Here is a 16,748-nt window from a genome sequence, read left to right as displayed (position 1 = left end):
ACATAAGAGAATAGTAACGTGCTTTAACTCCAAAAATAGTCTAAATCCTTAAGTTGATGGATGTGGGGTACTGCCAGCATTTCGGAAAAACCTACGCTAAGCAAGCCTCGATGAAAAGAGCCAATTTTACCCTATTAAAAGTAAAGTTAGCTCTTTTATTAATGCACGTATTTTACCTAGAAATTTTATCTGTTCTGTCGCCTAATATTTCAATAAATTCGCTGTACTCCTATTCATATAATATCTTTTATTGCAAATCTTCGAACTCCCACAAAAGTAAATATAATAACAAATAAGCAACTTAACACATAAAAGCTACTAAATTGAAAGAAAGTCTGCAAGCCTTCTAGATGAATAGGGTCCATTGCTAATCCTGGTTGCGCATATGGCCATACATACTCGATATTTAAGTAATGAAATATCATTCCTATACATGTAAAACCAAAACTCATTCCAACTGGAACAGCAAAACTTTTTATAGAAGATGAAAGAAATAATTGTAGTGCAGCAATTGAAAATGTACCAATCCATCCATTGAATGACCAATTTAATAATGAAATCCAAGGCATAGGACTTGTAATACCTAGTAGCTTACCAATTAAGATATAAGCAATTAAAAAGAATACTTGTGTCAATAAAGTTAACATAAAGATTACTAATAACTTTGCCATGTACACATATCGAAATGGAATTGGTAAAGAGATGATCTTTTTCCAATTTCCCTCGCTATGTTCAAAGCGACATACAAATGCACAATAAATACTTACTACGACAGGAAATAAAAATAATCCATAAATTAATCCAACTTGTGTCCAAGCTTTCTCCCACTCATTTGTTGAGACTTTCATTAAGACATCGTAGTTTACTTGAAAATTTATGAATCCAAGCGCAATACAAATAAGCGGAATGAATGTCATTACAATCCATATTTTTGAACGTTTTAATTTTAATAATTCGCATCGAAATGAGCTTAATAACATATCTGCATCCTCCTAATGAATATCTTTTTGCGAAAAATGGGCAGTGCTAAGAACGATAAATAATAAACTAACTCCTAAACTTAACAAAAGATTCATCGTGACTCCTTGGTTTGGGAAAAACACTATTTTCCCATTGGAAAATGCCCAAGAAATTGGATTTGTCAGAGATGAATAGGTCCAAATTATCCATGTTTTCCAAGGTAACATCTGCCCGAAATACCCAAGAAATGAGCCGATTACACCTGCCGTTAAAGCAAATACTTGATTTTTCACTACCAAAGATATCCAGAGTTGCAAAATAACCATTGGAATACATCCTATAATGGTAAAACAACCATATTTCAGTAATAATATCACCGGAATTCCACTTTCAAAGTTAAAAATTTTTCCTATTAATATAATTACAGAGATAGAAATTATACCTGCGTATACAAGAAAAAAGAGACTAAAGATAATTTTGGTTATATATACTAGCTGCCTGGATGTGGGAATTGCACACAATAGCTTCCAAGTGTTCCCCTTATTTTCAAAATCAATTATTCGAGATGTAATTGTCGCAATCATTGTAGGTAAAAATAATGCATTTATCATACTTACTCTTGAAAGAAGCGACTCCCAATTTAGAAATTCCTTTTTGTCTTGTGACACAATAGCAAATAACCAAAGTAATGCTAAAGACTGTATCAAAAATACCACTAAAAATAATTTCTTTCTTTTTAATTTCAATAATTCACTTCTTAAGGCAGCAATCACTATAGAACACCACCTTTTTCTGTTAAGCTTAGAAATATTTCTTCCAACGAATGCTTCTCTTCTTCAATTCGATACACTGATATATTCTGCTGTACTAATAAATGATTTATGTGAGAAATAAGGTGATCTTCTTGTTGATGCGTAACAAGACAATCACCTTCAAGTCCAAGATGAATTTGATGCTGTTCTAAAATTTGATGTGCCTTTACTACATCATTTACACGTATTTTCATTGATGCCTGACTTTTTCTGCGTAACATTTCAATTTTGTCTTGAAAAATAAGCTGTCCACTATTAATAATGCCCACTTGTGTTGCTATTTGATCCATCTCATTTAGCAAATGACTAGAAATAACAACTGTCATATCATATTGCTTTGGCAGTTGTTTGATGAGTTCACGAATTTCTTGAATCCCGGCAGGGTCTAATCCGTTTGTGGGTTCATCTAAAATTAACAATTTTGGATTTCCAAGTAGTGCCATTGCTATGCCAAGGCGTTGCTTCATTCCAAGTGAGTATTGCTTAACTAGTTTATCTTTTTGTTTCTCTAATCGAACAATACGCAATACCTCATCAATATTCTTTTTTGGTACTTGTAACATTTGCCGAATTACTTCTAGGTTTTCATGACCTGTTAAATGTCCATAATAAGATGGCGATTCAACAAGAGAGCCAACTTCTCTTAAAATATCTATTCGATTGGTTTTTAAATCTCGATTGAATACTTTAATATTACCTGTAGTCGGTTTTATTAATCCCAGTAACATTCTAATTGTCGTCGTTTTCCCAGCCCCATTTGGGCCTAGGAATCCATAAATTTCACCTTTACCAACTTGCATTTGTAATTGATTCACACTATTTACCGCTCCATATGTCTTTGTCAAATCTTCTGTTTCAACGATATATGTTCCCATTATTGGCACCTCTTTTTCTTGATTAAGCTATCATTTATTATGAAAGTTCTTGCTTAATCTTGAATTGAGCTGACCTTAAGTTTAGCTTAATTTTCTAACGGAAGCTGAAATGTAATTTTAGTACCGTTTCCTTTGGTGCTCTCTACTGCAATTTCTCCACCGTGAGCTACGATGATTTCCTTTACAATTGCCATTCCTAAACCTGAACCACTTTTTGGATCTGTATTTGTACCACGGAAGTATCGATCAAAAATATGTGGTAAATCATTTTTATTTATTCCGTCACCATTGTCCTCAATCGTAACTATGGTGTATCCGGATGTTTGTTTTATACGAACTTGTATTAATGTTTTAACATCAGTATGAATGAGAGCATTATTCAATAAGTTTACTGTGACACGTTGAATTAATCCCTGATCTGCTTTTATAATTAGTTCTTCCTGAGGGCATTCAAATTCAATTAATCGATTCTCATAATGAGGCATATTCATAAATTCAATAATTGTTTCTCGGGTGAGATTCACAATATCTACTGGGGTTTTATGGATAGGCAATAATGCATTCTTTAATTGATATGTAAGTTTTAAATCCTCAATCAGTTTTTCAATATAAATTGATTTACTTTGAATTACTTCTGCATATTGGTACATTTCTTGTGCAGTAATTTTATACTCCCGATTCCCTATAACTTCACTATAGCCTTTAATAGAGGAAAGCGGTGTCTTTAAATCATGAGAGATGTTTATAATCCATTCTGCTCGCATCGTATCTAGTCTTTTTCTTTGAACGTTAATATCCTGTAGTTGATGTGATAACTGATTCAGATTTGTATACACCTCTGCATAGATTCCCTTTTCTTCCGGTACTTGTTTATATTGTCCTTGTTTTAATTTATTAATATGTTCAATTATCATGACAACAGGTTTTGACATATACCTGGCTACAATGTAAGCAAATAATAAAATACAAACTACTGTTACTCCTATTAACATTAAAATCCCATATGGATAGAAACTAGATAAATTATTGAAGTTCAAATAGACAGATTTTCGCAATGCTTGGTTTGACGGGAAAGCGACAATGTAACTTTCTACTTGTGTACTTTTATCTAACTTACCCACAAACGTTGTATAATTCCCAATATCGTACTTATAGCGTAAAATCAACTCACTAGGAGTATAGTGAGTTGGTGTATTTTTAGGCTTATACATTTGAAATACTTCATCACTATTATGATTTAAAACTTGTAACCAGGCTCCATGTTCTTTTAAAAATTTTTTTCCTTGATTTGTTATAGAAATAGTTTCATGCTCTACTGTGATTTCTTTTTGAAAAGCTAATACTGAGCCTTCTGGATTGTCCACTCCCTCATAGTTATAAGTAAATACTAAATAACTAAAAGCAAAAAATTGAACGATTAGGATAAACATAATTAATCCTATTAATGATGCAATATATAGTCTCGTGACCTTCCACTTCATCTTACATCACCTTTTGTATTAAGTTTATATCCTAGTCCCCTTACTGTTACAAGATAATGGGGTTTGGAAGGATTATCCTCTATTTTTTCTCTTAAATGCCTCATATGCACCATCATAATATTATCATTACCGAGATATGTTTCTCCCCAGACAGCTTCATATAAGCGGGCCTTACTAAAAATTTGATTTGGATTTTTTATTAAAAATAGTAATATATTAAATTCTTTTGCTGTTAAAGTTAGTAATGTATCACCCCTTAACACTGTCCCTTGTACCTCATCTATCGTAATGTCTCCAAACTGATACATAATCCGAGCCTTTTCTTGATATTGATTGCGTCGAAAAAATGCTTTCATCTTATATGCTACTTCTTTCGGACTAAAAGGTTTCGTAATGTAATCATCGCCACCTATACTTAATCCAAGTATTTTATCTAAATCTTCATTTTTCGCCGATAAGAAGAATATTGGAACGAATGTAAACTGTCGAATTTGCTGACAAACACTATATCCATCTAAATCTGGAAGCATAATATCTAATATTATAAGATCTGGCTGTACTTGCTTACACATGTGTATTCCTTCTTCTCCTGTTGTACACGTATAAATATGTTGAAACCCCTCTTTCTTTAAAACTGCTTCCAACAAATTTAAAATCTCTTTTTCATCATCTACTATAAGAATTTTTTTTGTATAAATATCTGGAATATTATGTATCATCTGTTGCACCTCAATATCTTTCTAAATAATTTAAAATTAAATAGTGAACCGTATTACCTTAATTATTAATGTATCATTTTCATTCTACAGTAGAATAGTAATTTGAAAGTTTTTCCACTTATTTTAGGGGGGAATTATTATTTTTCCGATATGGGTTCGTTTATTTTTTAACTTTAAGTACAAGAAGAACTCAAAAAAAGGGAGAATTCAGGAAAGAGTTAGTGCCCCACGTGTCCCCAGTAGGTTGGGGGCACATAAACTTTCTAGATGAATATAACTTTGATGTAGCATATGATTCAAGTTTACGTAATTTACGTCCATTAAATAAAAAAGAGCCGGTTTACTCTTAGCGGAGTAAAATCGGGCTCTTTTTTTGTCGGAATTTGCTTAGCGTGGGGGTTTTCCGAAATGCTGGCGGTACCCCATAGCTATCAAGCTAAATTTTTTTAGTACCCCCAGAACGAAATTTTGTGCTAACTTGTAACAAAAAAACTCATTTTTTCGTTTTGGGTAATTCTGAATTCTTAAGTTGATGGGCATGCCTCTCACGGGTAGCCTTTTCTTATTGTACAAATTGGATAGACTAGTTTACAATCGAGCGTATAAAAACGGAATGAGGTAGGGGACAAAAATGAAGCGCATTTCAATTTTAATAGCTGATGATGAGGCGGAAATTGCTGATTTAATTGCGATACATTTAGAAAAAGAAGGTTACCATGTCGTTAAAGCAGTTGATGGAGAAGAGGCGATGCATGTTATTCAAACTCAGCCAATCGACTTAGTGGTTTTAGATATTATGATGCCGAAAATGGACGGTTATGAAGTGACGCGTCAAATTCGTGCGAAACATCATATGCCGATTATTTTCTTAAGTGCGAAAACATCTGATTTTGATAAAGTGACAGGTCTTGTACTAGGCGCAGATGATTATATGACGAAACCTTTTACACCGATTGAATTAGTCGCACGTGTAAATGCACAATTGCGCCGATTTCTTACGTTAAATCAACCGAGAGTAGTGGAGAATAAATCGGCTTTAGAGGTCGGCGGAGTTGTTATTGATTCTGAACAAAGAACGGTCAATGTGTACGGAGAACAAATTGAGTTAACGCCAAAAGAATTTGATATTTTATATTTATTAGCGAGTCATCCGAAGAAAGTGTACAGTGTGGAAAATATTTTTCAGCAAGTATGGGCAGAAGGCTATTATGAAGGCGGAAATACAGTAATGGTGCACATCCGTACGTTACGGAAAAAACTTGGGGAAGATAAAAGAAAGAATAAATTAATAAAAACAGTGTGGGGAGTAGGGTATACTTTCAATGGCTAAAAAGATGAGAAGCTTTCGCTCAAAGATGGTTATGCTATTTGCGTTAAGTATGGTATTAGCAGCTGGCGTAACGTATTTAATTTATGAAGGATTACGGCTCTATTATAAATTAGTAGTTCGTTATGAGGATCCTTTAGCTCAATTTCGCTCAGTTATAAGACAAATTGGAGATATTAATTTCTTTTTAATTATATTTATTCCTCTGTCCATTATGTTTTTCTTCTTTCTTACTAGACCGTATTTAAAATATTTTGATGAGATTTCTAATGGGATTCATCATCTTGCGAACGGTGATTTCACAAATCAAGTTGGGATTTCATCAAATGATGAGTTTGGATATATCGCACGTGAAATTAATGTAGCGAGTGAAAAGTTAAAAGAAGCGGTTGAACGAGGAGATTTTGCGGAAAGTAGTAAAGACCAGCTAATTGTTAACTTAGCTCATGATTTAAGAACACCGTTAACATCTGTTTTAGGTTATTTAGATTTAATTCTTAAAGATGAGAATTTGACGAAGGAACAAATTAAACATTTTTCCACAATTGCTTTTACGAAATCCGAAAGGCTGGAAAGCTTAATTGATGAATTATTTGAAATCACGAGAATGAATTATGGTATGTTGCAGCTTGAGAAAAGACCAATTGATATAAGTGAATTACTCATACAGTTAGATGAAGAATTATATCCGTTATTAGAAAAAAAGGATTTAGAAGCGAGATTGAATATTGCTCCCCATTTACCTATTAACGGTGATGGGAAATTATTAGCCCGAGTATTTGAAAACCTTTTAACAAATGCGATTCGCTATGGGTACGATGGAAAGTTTGTTGATGTGAACGGATATATTGATCGTGAAGAGGTAGTTATACAAATTATTAATTATGGAGATAGTATTCCAGAAGAAGATTTGCCGTATCTTTTTGATATGTTTTATACAGGGGATAAGGCTAGATCGGAGCAACAGGGCGGCACAGGTCTTGGTTTATTTATTGCAAAAAATATTGTTGAGCAGCATAATGGGAAAATCTCTGCTGAAAGTAATGTAATTAGAACAATATTTGAAGTGAGATTACCAAAAGAGGATAATTTGGAAATTTAATAAAAATTTAAACTTTACCCCACTTTTTATTTTAATAGTTTTTTCTATCCTATACGTATGTTAGGTCAAGGAGGAACTAGAAATGAAAAAGTGGGTATTTATTTCTCTTTTTATATTATGTACAGTCTGTGTAGGCTTTTATATATCACCATTATTTCAAAAGGAGATCGATGTTAAAATCGGCGGAAAAGATAGTGCGATAAAGGATGCAAATACGAAAAAGATAGAGATTACAGAAGAACAAGTTTATAAAGGAAATCTATTATTAGTTAATAAAGATTACCCGGTTAAGAAAGATAGCATAAGGTCTGATATTATAAATGTAGCTCAAAATAGTGAATTAATAAGAGGCTATGTTGTATTGGATAGAAACATTCGCTTATCAAAGGATATTGTGAAAAAGTTTTTGAACGTTATAGATGCGGCAGGAAAAGAAAGTGTTAATCATTTTTTGATTAGTAGTGGCTATCGAGATTTCCAAGAGCAAAGACAACTATATGAAAAAATGGGATCAGATTATGCACTTCCAGCAGGATATAGTGAACATAATTTAGGGTTATCACTGGACGTTGGGTCTACTCAAAAGAAAATGGAGAAAGCTCCTGAAGGAAAATGGATTGAAGAAAACGTATGGAAATATGGATTTGTTTTACGTTACCCGAAAAATAAAAGTAACATTACTGGCATTCAATATGAGCCGTGGCATATCCGTTATGTCGGTTTACCTCATAGTGCCATTATGCAAAAAAAGAAAATTACATTAGAAGAATATTTAGACTTCCTAAAAGAGAGAAAAGAAATTTCAACCGATGTTGAAGGTAAGAAATATACGGTTTCTTATTATAAAGCTTCAGATCGTATGAACGTGAATGTTCCGGTGAATAAGCAGTATGAAATTTCGGGGAACAATATGGATGGGGTTATTGTAACGGTTCAGGAATAGAGAAGAAAGCTATCTGAAGTAGGCGAAGTAATTGAATATAGTGAGGGCTACTACAATACGGAAATGCAGCACTATGTAGTTAATTATGATTTGTAGGAAGTGAAGAGGGAGGAGAATACTCCCTCTTTTTTTATGAAAATAATCCGTATCAAGGGGGATAGGATATGGATACATACTTATTAATTATCACTTTAGCTGAACATATTTACTAAAAGAAAGAAGGTACATAATTAAAGATATCTTCTTTTTCTTTTGCAGCCCTTTTCATGAAACAAGCCCGTTTTTAAGAAGGGCAAGCTTCCGATTTGCCCTGAAAACATAATATAAATGGAATCCCCTCATTTAGAACAAGAAGAACTTGTTATGAATGATACTAAAGGAGGAATAGAATAATGGGCGAAAATTGTGAACACAGACATGATGATTGCGACCGCAGACGTGGCCACGGAGGCGGCTTTGCGCTTCTAATCGTATTGTTTATTTTATTAATCATTATCGGTGCTAGCTGCTTCGGCGGATGCGGTTATGGTGGCTACGGCGGTTACGGCGGTTCTTGTGGCTATGGCGGCGGCTTTGGTGGATATGGCTGCTAATTATTTAAAAACTATTGAAAATGGCCTTGTGCATACTGCACAAGGCTATTTTATTCATATTTTAACATGCTGTGATAATTTATTAATGTAAAGAGAACGGATTAAGAAGAAGAAAATAATCTCGATAATCCCGAATAAAGTGAGTATAATTAATAATTCTTTTAGTAAAGAAAAGGCAAACATACTTTGTAAAAACTGAATCGCAAATATGGTATGAATACCAGCAACGATATAGGGAACGAAAAATAGAATTCCTAATTGAATTGTTGCAGAGCGAAACATTTCTGTTTCTGTCAATCCGAGTTTTGTAATCGTAATATATTTTTGTTTTTCAGTCGTTAAATCATTATACATACGGAAATATAAAACGCTAGCTGCACCGATAAAGAAAATAAAACCGAGAAACGCCCAAATAAAGAAATATGCAATCGAGCTTTCTTTACTGTGAATTAGTTCGTCAGTAGCTGTAGCAATGTGAAAAGGAATTGGCTCTTTTCCTTCTTTACTTTTTTCGTAAAAGTCATGTGCATCATCACCAATAGCACGCAACATATTTTTTGTCGGAACAATCGAATTTTCCCAGTTCTCCACAAAATAGTTATAAACAGTTATTGTTTCAATATGAGGAATCATATTATCAATTACATCATCTTGTATAACAATTAAATGGGGTAATGCAAAGGATGGTTCTATTCCTTTATTAATAAATCCTTTAATATAAAACTCTTTTTTATTTGATCCGAGTGTAATTGTATTTTGTTTCGCAAATGGATTTGATACAAGATTTAAGAGCTTTGGTGAGTGGCGAGAAATAATATAAACTTGTGAAGAATCAAGAGCTATTTCTGGTCTCTGTAATTGTTTAGCAATTGCGTTATAATCACTCATTTTCATAAGAGCAATATCTTCTTTTAAAGCTGTATCCTTTAATAATGTAAATTTATATTTTTGGTATTGAAAATTAGCATTCGTAAGCTCAGTTTCAATTGTAGTAATGTGCTTTTGTTCCAGTAAATTGTCACCTTCAGATGTATATGTGAAAGGAACAGGATAGCGTTCTAGTATCGATGCTTTTGTATTGTTATTAGCAGCAAATAAACCAATAATAATTGTAAATGCAAGTGCGGATAACATAGAAACGATAAAGAGCACATTTATATTGCTACGAGTTCGAGCAACTAAATCTGAAATCCATAACATATTTATTTGCTTCATATAAAACTTTCTTCGCTTTTTTAAAATAAAGATAAAGAGAAGAAATGTTTGTGAAAAGAATAAATATGTCCCGATCACTACGAGTGGCAAAATGGATAACATAATAAAGAATACAGATCCATTTTGGACATTTTTTTCTGTTACGTAGCCTTGCGGGTAACAGGCAATATAATAGCATAGCCCTAAACACGTTAAAGCGAATAACGAAATGAGTATAGACGGTCTTTTTTCGGCTTTTATTTTCTTGTTATCTTTAATGAGATGTAACGTTTTACGAGTACGAATGAACATTGGTGTAAACGTAGAAACGATAAGAAATAAAATGATAAATGTTACGGTTGTAACGATTATTGCTTTTGTTGGCAAATATAAATTGAGGCCTTTCGCACTTGTTAATTTTGAAGTGACTAATAAGAAAAAGTTAGAAAAAACAAACCCACCTTGAATACCGATAAAGATAGATAATATCCCGATTATCATGTTTTCGGTAAATAAAAGTCTTTTTAATTGTTTCTGTGAGATACCGAGAATAGTGAGTACCCCGAATTGTTGTTTCCGCACATTTAAAAATGTTCCGATTGAATATAAGAGAAAGAAGAACGAGAACATAACGATAACAAACTGTGCTGTACTAGCTAAATTCATTAGAGGATCACGTTCTTGATAGTCCAGTGCATTTTTTAGGCGCGGATGATACATATAAACAGCAAAAGAAAAGAAAACCATTATAGAAAACGCACTACTTACAAAATAAGCAAAATATGCTTTAGAATTACGCGAGACATTTTTAAATGCAAATTGCCAAAATGTCATCCACGTCTTCCTCCTAATAACGCTAAAACATCTAATATTTCTTGATAAAATTTCTCGCGATATAATCCGCGGTGTAGTTCATTGTAAAGCCCACCATCTTTTATGAAAATAACACGGTTACAATAACTAGCTGCAAACGGATCGTGCGTAACCATTAAAATGGTCGCATTTTCTTCTTTGTTTAACTTCGTAAATAGCTCCATTACATCAATAGCTGCTTTCGAATCTAAGTTCCCTGTCGGTTCATCCGCAAGTAGAAGTGACGGATGATGAATAACGGCACGTGCTACTGCAGTACGCTGTGCTTGTCCTCCAGAAACTTCAAAAATACGTTTATTTAAAATGTGATCAATTCCAAGTTTTTTTGAAATGTTATCGAGTTTTTCGTCCATTTCTTTCAAAGGAACATTATCTAGCGTTAAAGGTAATACGATATTTTCGCCGATTGTTAGTGTATCTAGTAGGTTAAAGTTTTGGAAAACAAATCCTAATTCTTGGCGACGAAAAATAGCTAACTTTTCTCTACGGAATGTGTGCGGTTGTTTTCCGTTAATAACGACCTCACCAGAAGTAGGGGAATCAATTGTAGAGATAACGTTTAAAAATGTGGATTTCCCACTTCCAGATGGTCCCATAATCGCAACGAATTCACCTTTATCTACGTGTAAATTTATATTTTTCAAAGCAGTATGAGGGACTTTTCCCTCATACACTTTTGAGACGTTTTTAATGTGTAATACTTCTTCCATAATAATCACCTTTCTATTCTTTAAAACTTAATATGTTGTGATAATTTTTGCATATAAAAGGAACGAATTAAAAGGAAAAAGAGAATTTCAACCGTTCCAAAGATTACAAGTACAACTGTAATCTCAGCGAATAAAGAGAGATTTAATACTTCTTGTAGCATCTTTGTCGCAAACATCGTATGGATGGACGCCATAATGTAAGGAACAAAGAATAAGATCGCAAGTTGAATTGTCGCTGAACGTTTCATCTCAGTTTCTGTTAAACCAATTTTTGTAACAGTTATATACTTTTCTTGCTCATTTGTTAAGTCCGTATACATACGGAAGTAAAGAACACTACCAGCTCCGATAAAGAAAATAACGCCAAGGAAAGTGCCAATTAAGAAGAACGAAGCGGCATTTAGTTTTGTCTTGTATAGAGAGTCGCTCGCTTCACTTGCATGGAACGGTGGATGTTCTGCTTGGATAGCTTCATTATCTTTATTAATTTTTGTTGTAAATGCTGAACCGATGTTATGCGCTTTTTCCCAATCCTTAACTTTAAAGCTATATACACTCATCTGTTTTGAAACGGTTGATAAGGCTTCTACATTTTCATCAGATAGTACGAGTAATTGGGATATTAGGCTATTTGGGAAAGGGTTATAACTTTTATATTCTTTCACTTTTAGATGTAAAGAGTTTTGATTAAGTGTAAGAGTATTTCTCTTTTCTTGATCATGAATTGTTCCAATGACTTGATCATCTAAGTCTTTCATAAGGATATAAGATTCATTACTATTCACGGTGAGATTTTCCCAGTTTAATGCTTTAGCAAGTATATTATAGTCACTTTGTTTAATTGCATAATAGAGCTGCGGGCTTTCTTCGGCCGAAGAAACTTCATATATATCCGTTTTAAATTTCTTATAAGTAAATTGCTCTTCATTGAATTTTTGTTCTAACCAATTTAAATGTTCATCAGCTAATGTATTTTCAGTATGTGATAAATAAGTAAAAGGGAAAGGATTTTTCCTTATTTCATCAAATTTTGTGAATTTCCCAAATCCATATAAGAAAGTAATCATTGTGAAAGCGAGCGTTGATAACATCGTCACAATAAAGAGCATGTTAATGTTTGTCCGAATACGGGTTGCTAAATCAGAAATCCAGAGCATATTAATACGTTTCATATAAAATTTTCTTCTTGTCTTTAATATGCGAATGAGTAAGAAGCTAATTTGTGAAAAGAAAAAATATGTCCCAGCTGCAAAAAGTGATGGAATGACAAATATACTAGAGATGGCATACAAAAGGCCAACTATATCTCCAAGTGACATAAAGTATAGCGGATTTGCTGCTAATATATATCCAGATATTAAACATATCGCACCAAATAGAGAGATGAGTACGGATGCTTTTCTTTCTTTATGCTGTTTACCTTCTTTTAAAAGTCGTACAGCTTTTCTCGTACGGATCAGCATCGGTGTAAAGGAAGATACGAGAATGAAGAGTCCGAGAAAAATTATCGTTGTTAAAATAATAGCACTTGTAGGCCAATATAAATATAGACCAGGTACATGTGTAATTTTGGCGGTAACTAATAGAAAGAACTGTGAAAAGACAAGTCCAAGTTGAATGCCAAAAAATATAGAAAGAACACCAATTAACATATTTTCTAAAAAAACGAGTCTTTTTAATTGTTTTTGGGATATGCCAAGTACTGTTAATATTCCGAACTGTTTTTTTCGAACCTTTAAAAACGTACCAATCGAATATAGTAAAAAGAAAAATGAAAAGAACACAATGACAACTTCTGAAATTGTCATTAATATGTTCAGATCATAATTCACGTCTGTCATATGCAGTTTAGGGTGAAATAAATAAACTGCAAATGAGAAAAAAATTGCAATGGAAAACGCACTGCTTACAAAATAGGCGAAATAAGCTCTGGCGTTCCGCGTTACGTTTTTAAATGCAAACTGCCAAAATGTCATTCACCTAAACCTCCTAGTAGAGTGAACATGAAAAGGGTACGGTAGATACCCTTTTCATGTAATAATTTTTTCATAAAGTTTGTTTTAAATATTTTATCCATTTGTATACTGTGATAATTTTTGCATATAAAAGGAACGAATGAATAAGAAAAAGACGATTTCAACTACACCAAAAATAATAAGAACGGCTGAAATTTCTTTGAATAGTGATAAATTAATTACTTCTTGTAGCATTTTTGTCGCAAACATTGTATGAATGGATGCCATAATGTATGGAATGAAAAACAAAATACTAAGTTGAATTGTTGCAGAGCGTCTCATTTCCGCATCTGTTACACCAATTTTTGAAATCGCTACATATTTTTCTTGTTCATTCGTTAAGTCTGTATACATCCGGAAATAAAGAACGCTACCAGCACCAATAAAGAAAATGACTCCAAGGAATGTCCCAATCAGAAAGTATGAAGCACTACCTGATGTTATTCTATATAATGAAGCTGCTGATTCATATGGACGCATAAGAAACCCATTATATTGTACTTTTCCCCGATCTTTTTGGACTCTCTGTATAAATGCATCGGCAATTTTATACGTCTTCTCCCAGTTGGATATTTTGTAATTGTAAGCTGAAATATGCTTTGTCGTATTCGGTAAACTATTGATAACAACATCAGGTAAAACTAATGTTTGATATGCAAAGCTAGTTGGCATCGCATTTACATGTTCATACCCTTTCACTTGTAATTTCTGATTTGTACTAGAAAGTGTAACGTATTTTCGATTATAACTTTGCTCAAACTCGCTAAATAAAGTGATATAAGATGTACCTGCTAAGACATACGTTTCGTTATCATTTATAAAGAGTTGTTTCATATTTAAGGATTTAGCAAGTCTATTATAGTCACTTTGATTAATTGCATATACGTCATTATAAATAGCTACACCTTCATCTTCTTTCAATGGTGTTTCATATAAGTCGGCCTTTATTTTCTTATAAGAGAAGTGTTCAGCTTGTAGTTGTTGTTCAAGCCAATTTAAGTGTTCAGTAACAAAAGGATTCGTATCATATGAAAAATAAGAAATTGGAAAAGGTGAACTTCTCGTAACATCTAGTTTTGTAAACTTACCGAGCCCATATAAAAACGTAATCATTGTAAAAGCAACTGTAGATAGCATTGCTACAATAAAAAGCATATTAATATTCGTTCGAATACGACTTGCTAAATCAGAAATCCAAAGCATATTAATACGTTTCATATAAAACTTTCTTCTCTTTTTTAAAATATAAATAAGTAAGAAACTAGTTTGAGAAAAGAAAAAATATGTCCCAATTGCAACAAGTGCTGGAATCACAAAAATACTTGAAACCATATATATAACGCCTACTTGCGGGTTTATTGAGAAGAAATATTTAGGGTTTACAGCTAAAATATAACCACCTAATAAACAGATAGCACCAAATAGAGAAATGAATATGGATGGCTTTCTTTCTTTTTGTTTTACATTGTTTGTTTTTAAAAGGTGCACTGCTTTTTTTGTTCGAATAAGCATTGGTGTGAATGCAGATACAGCGATAAAGAGACCAAGAAACACAATCGTTGTTAAAATGAAAGCATTCGTAGGTATATATAAATATATCCCTGGTAGGTGTGTAATTTTCGCTGTCACTAATAAGAAAAATTGTGAAAATACAAATCCAAACTGCATACCGAAAAAGATAGATAAAATACCAATTAACATATTTTCAGTGAAAACGAGTCGATGTAATTGCTTTTTTGATATACCTAAAACAGTTAAAATCCCAAATTGCTTTTTACGAACTTTTAAAAACGATCCGATTGAATAGAGTAGAAAGAAGAACGAGAATAAAACAATGACAACTTCTGAAAAAATCATTAATCCTGCAATTTCAGAAATCATAGTGGAATTTTGTAATTTCGGATGAAACAAATAAACAGCGAACGAAAAGAAAACAGCAATTGAAAAGGAACTGCTTAAAAAGTAGGCAAAATAAGCTCTTGAGTTGCGCGTTACATTTTTAAACGCAAATTGCCAAAACGTCATAATATGTACCTCCGTTTAGAAGGCAAATATGTAGTTTCATTGCAAAAAATGTATGAGAGTAAATTCTCATACATTTTGCTAGCATATGTTATAATCATGCTTCGGTCACCTTCTCCGTAGTTTCTGCTTGATTATTCGCAGCGTTGTGGAAGATGATTTTAATCGTCGTTCCTTTGCCAACTTCAGAGTCTAGTTTCACGGAATGACCTAAATAATCACAAATTTTACTTACGATATAAAGTCCCATACCAGTAGACTCTCCGAATGTACGACCATTTTTTCCAGTGTAAAATGGTTCAAACACTCTTCGAACATCTTCTTGCGGAATACCGACGCCTTCGTCACGAACTTCTAAAATAATATCTTTTCCATTTCGGTAAGCTGATAAGAAAACTTTTTTTCCGCGTTCACCAGAATAGCGAACGGCATTTGTCATTAACTGATAAATGATGAACTTTAGCCATTTCGCATCAGAAGCAACTTTTAAATCTGAATGAACTTCTAAAACGGGGAAGACGCCATTTCGAATGAATAGCTCTTTTAATCCGTTAATATTTTTTGTTACAGTATCTTTTAATGAAATCGTCTCAACATGGAAGTCTTCATGGAAATTATTTAATCTCGCCATGTATAAAGCCATATCGAGTCCTTGATTTAGTCGTTCTAATTCTTTTTTAAATTTCGGGATTAAATGTTCATCTTCCATTTCAAGTACCATAAGCTGCATGACAGAAACAGGCGTTTTCATTTGATGTACCCAATGGTTAATAAATAATTGGTGCTCTTGCTGTTTTACTTCGAATGTTTGTAAGTCTTTTTGGAATAGACGATATTGCGTACGAACGAGCTCGTTTACACTGTGAGGCATAGGAGCAGTCGCTCTTTCAATAAACGCATCTTCCATTTTTTCTGGTGGCTCACTTAATCTGTGATACATTCTACGGTTACGAACGTAACGATAAGCGAGGAAACAGATAAATAAGTATAGACTTAAAACGATGAAGTAAAACTTATTATTTTGAAATCCATCTACTGCATCATAGAGAACGAAAATAATTCCGAAGTTTAATACATATAGTAGAAAAAATGCAAAATGATCACGTAAAAATAGCTTCATGC

The 16,748-nt window shown here is 33.0% G+C and carries 14 protein-coding genes and 1 pseudogene; 5 read left to right on the top strand and 10 right to left on the bottom strand.

The window, feature by feature from the left end; translation table 11 throughout:
• Window positions 1–233: 233 nt before the first annotated feature.
• The 5 genes from ACTFQM_RS19085 to ACTFQM_RS19065 form a co-directional block, all read right to left on the bottom strand.
• Window positions 234–980: an ABC transporter permease gene (locus ACTFQM_RS19085; RefSeq protein WP_440035722.1), complete on the bottom strand. Its 747-nt coding sequence runs from the start codon at window positions 978–980 to the stop codon at window positions 234–236.
• A gap of 12 nt (window positions 981–992) precedes the next feature.
• Window positions 993–1,733 (bottom strand): ABC transporter permease, encoded by a 741-nt coding sequence (locus ACTFQM_RS19080; RefSeq protein WP_440035719.1) that lies wholly within the window; start codon window positions 1,731–1,733, stop codon window positions 993–995.
• Window positions 1,733–2,647 carry an ABC transporter ATP-binding protein gene (locus tag ACTFQM_RS19075; RefSeq protein ID WP_440035717.1) on the bottom strand — a complete coding sequence of 305 codons (915 nt, stop codon included), beginning with the start codon at window positions 2,645–2,647 and terminating at the stop codon, window positions 1,733–1,735. The genes ACTFQM_RS19080 and ACTFQM_RS19075 overlap by 1 nt, the downstream gene beginning before the upstream one ends.
• Window positions 2,648–2,733: 86 nt before the next feature.
• The gene (locus ACTFQM_RS19070; protein WP_440035715.1) at window positions 2,734–4,128 is read right to left on the bottom strand and encodes a sensor histidine kinase; all 1,395 of its coding nucleotides are present in this window, start codon (window positions 4,126–4,128) and stop codon (window positions 2,734–2,736) included.
• A complete protein-coding gene (locus tag ACTFQM_RS19065; RefSeq protein ID WP_440035712.1) occupies window positions 4,125–4,847 on the bottom strand; it encodes a response regulator transcription factor in 723 nt (240 codons plus the stop codon). The genes ACTFQM_RS19070 and ACTFQM_RS19065 overlap by 4 nt, the downstream gene beginning before the upstream one ends.
• Window positions 4,848–5,478: 631 nt before the next feature.
• Between ACTFQM_RS19065 and ACTFQM_RS19060 the strand changes: the two genes are divergently transcribed.
• The 5 genes and pseudogenes from ACTFQM_RS19060 to ACTFQM_RS19040 all read left to right on the top strand — a co-directional run bounded on the left by ACTFQM_RS19060 (window position 5,479) and on the right by ACTFQM_RS19040 (window position 8,812).
• Entirely contained in the window at window positions 5,479–6,177 is a 699-nt protein-coding gene (locus ACTFQM_RS19060) for a response regulator transcription factor (protein WP_098304223.1), read from the top strand.
• Window positions 6,170–7,276: a HAMP domain-containing sensor histidine kinase gene (locus ACTFQM_RS19055; RefSeq protein ID WP_400528885.1), complete on the top strand. Its 1,107-nt coding sequence runs from the start codon at window positions 6,170–6,172 to the stop codon at window positions 7,274–7,276. The genes ACTFQM_RS19060 and ACTFQM_RS19055 overlap by 8 nt, the downstream gene beginning before the upstream one ends.
• An 82-nt stretch (window positions 7,277–7,358) precedes the next feature.
• Window positions 7,359–8,219: a M15 family metallopeptidase gene (locus ACTFQM_RS19050; RefSeq protein WP_440035708.1), complete on the top strand. Its 861-nt coding sequence runs from the start codon at window positions 7,359–7,361 to the stop codon at window positions 8,217–8,219.
• Window positions 8,220–8,315: pseudogene (locus ACTFQM_RS19045) on the top strand (GntR family transcriptional regulator); the annotation flags it as partial. It abuts the gene before it with no gap.
• A gap of 296 nt (window positions 8,316–8,611) precedes the next feature.
• On the top strand, window positions 8,612–8,812 hold the full coding sequence (locus tag ACTFQM_RS19040; protein ID WP_440035706.1) for a YjcZ family sporulation protein: 201 nt from the start codon (window positions 8,612–8,614) through the stop codon (window positions 8,810–8,812).
• Window positions 8,813–8,866: 54 nt separating this feature from the next.
• On the opposite strand, the gene ACTFQM_RS19035 is transcribed toward ACTFQM_RS19040, so the two are convergent.
• From ACTFQM_RS19035 to ACTFQM_RS19015, 5 genes are all read right to left on the bottom strand, one after another.
• A complete protein-coding gene (locus tag ACTFQM_RS19035; RefSeq protein WP_440035703.1) occupies window positions 8,867–10,840 on the bottom strand; it encodes an ABC transporter permease in 1,974 nt (657 codons plus the stop codon).
• The gene (locus tag ACTFQM_RS19030; RefSeq protein ID WP_002173956.1) at window positions 10,837–11,589 is read right to left on the bottom strand and encodes an ABC transporter ATP-binding protein; all 753 of its coding nucleotides are present in this window, start codon (window positions 11,587–11,589) and stop codon (window positions 10,837–10,839) included. The genes ACTFQM_RS19035 and ACTFQM_RS19030 overlap by 4 nt, the downstream gene beginning before the upstream one ends.
• 20 nt (window positions 11,590–11,609) lie before the next feature.
• On the bottom strand, window positions 11,610–13,565 hold the full coding sequence (locus ACTFQM_RS19025) for an FtsX-like permease family protein (RefSeq protein WP_440035701.1): 1,956 nt from the start codon (window positions 13,563–13,565) through the stop codon (window positions 11,610–11,612).
• 93 nt (window positions 13,566–13,658) lie between these two features.
• A complete protein-coding gene (locus tag ACTFQM_RS19020) occupies window positions 13,659–15,629 on the bottom strand; it encodes an FtsX-like permease family protein (RefSeq protein WP_440035698.1) in 1,971 nt (656 codons plus the stop codon).
• Window positions 15,630–15,723: 94 nt separating this feature from the next.
• Window positions 15,724–16,746 carry a sensor histidine kinase gene (locus ACTFQM_RS19015; RefSeq protein ID WP_242273598.1) on the bottom strand — a complete coding sequence of 341 codons (1,023 nt, stop codon included), beginning with the start codon at window positions 16,744–16,746 and terminating at the stop codon, window positions 15,724–15,726.
• Window positions 16,747–16,748: the final 2 nt, after the last annotated feature.

It is taken from the genome of Bacillus cereus group sp. MYBK30-2 (assembly GCF_051915945.1).
Lineage (GTDB): Bacteria > Bacillota > Bacilli > Bacillales > Bacillaceae_G > Bacillus_A > Bacillus_A paramycoides.
The sequence above is the reverse complement of the archived record's forward strand: the minus strand, read 5'-3'. Positions and strand labels throughout refer to the sequence as shown.

Excerpts from the sequence above, each read along its gene's own strand:
- ACTFQM_RS19085 (WP_440035722.1), bottom strand. The coding sequence starts at position 980 with ATGTTATTAAGCTCATTTCGATGCGAATTATTAAAATTAAAACGTTCA.
- ACTFQM_RS19075 (WP_440035717.1), bottom strand. The coding sequence starts at position 2,647 with ATGGGAACATATATCGTTGAAACAGAAGATTTGACAAAGACATATGGA.
- ACTFQM_RS19070 (WP_440035715.1), bottom strand. The coding sequence starts at position 4,128 with ATGAAGTGGAAGGTCACGAGACTATATATTGCATCATTAATAGGATTA.
- ACTFQM_RS19065 (WP_440035712.1), bottom strand. The coding sequence starts at position 4,847 with ATGATACATAATATTCCAGATATTTATACAAAAAAAATTCTTATAGTA.
- ACTFQM_RS19060 (WP_098304223.1), top strand. The coding sequence starts at position 5,479 with ATGAAGCGCATTTCAATTTTAATAGCTGATGATGAGGCGGAAATTGCT.
- ACTFQM_RS19055 (WP_400528885.1), top strand. The coding sequence starts at position 6,170 with ATGGCTAAAAAGATGAGAAGCTTTCGCTCAAAGATGGTTATGCTATTT.
- ACTFQM_RS19050 (WP_440035708.1), top strand. The coding sequence starts at position 7,359 with ATGAAAAAGTGGGTATTTATTTCTCTTTTTATATTATGTACAGTCTGT.
- ACTFQM_RS19040 (WP_440035706.1), top strand. The coding sequence starts at position 8,612 with ATGGGCGAAAATTGTGAACACAGACATGATGATTGCGACCGCAGACGT.
- ACTFQM_RS19035 (WP_440035703.1), bottom strand. The coding sequence starts at position 10,840 with ATGACATTTTGGCAATTTGCATTTAAAAATGTCTCGCGTAATTCTAAA.
- ACTFQM_RS19030 (WP_002173956.1), bottom strand. The coding sequence starts at position 11,589 with ATGGAAGAAGTATTACACATTAAAAACGTCTCAAAAGTGTATGAGGGA.
- ACTFQM_RS19025 (WP_440035701.1), bottom strand. The coding sequence starts at position 13,565 with ATGACATTTTGGCAGTTTGCATTTAAAAACGTAACGCGGAACGCCAGA.
- ACTFQM_RS19020 (WP_440035698.1), bottom strand. The coding sequence starts at position 15,629 with ATGACGTTTTGGCAATTTGCGTTTAAAAATGTAACGCGCAACTCAAGA.
- ACTFQM_RS19015 (WP_242273598.1), bottom strand. The coding sequence starts at position 16,746 with ATGAAGCTATTTTTACGTGATCATTTTGCATTTTTTCTACTATATGTA.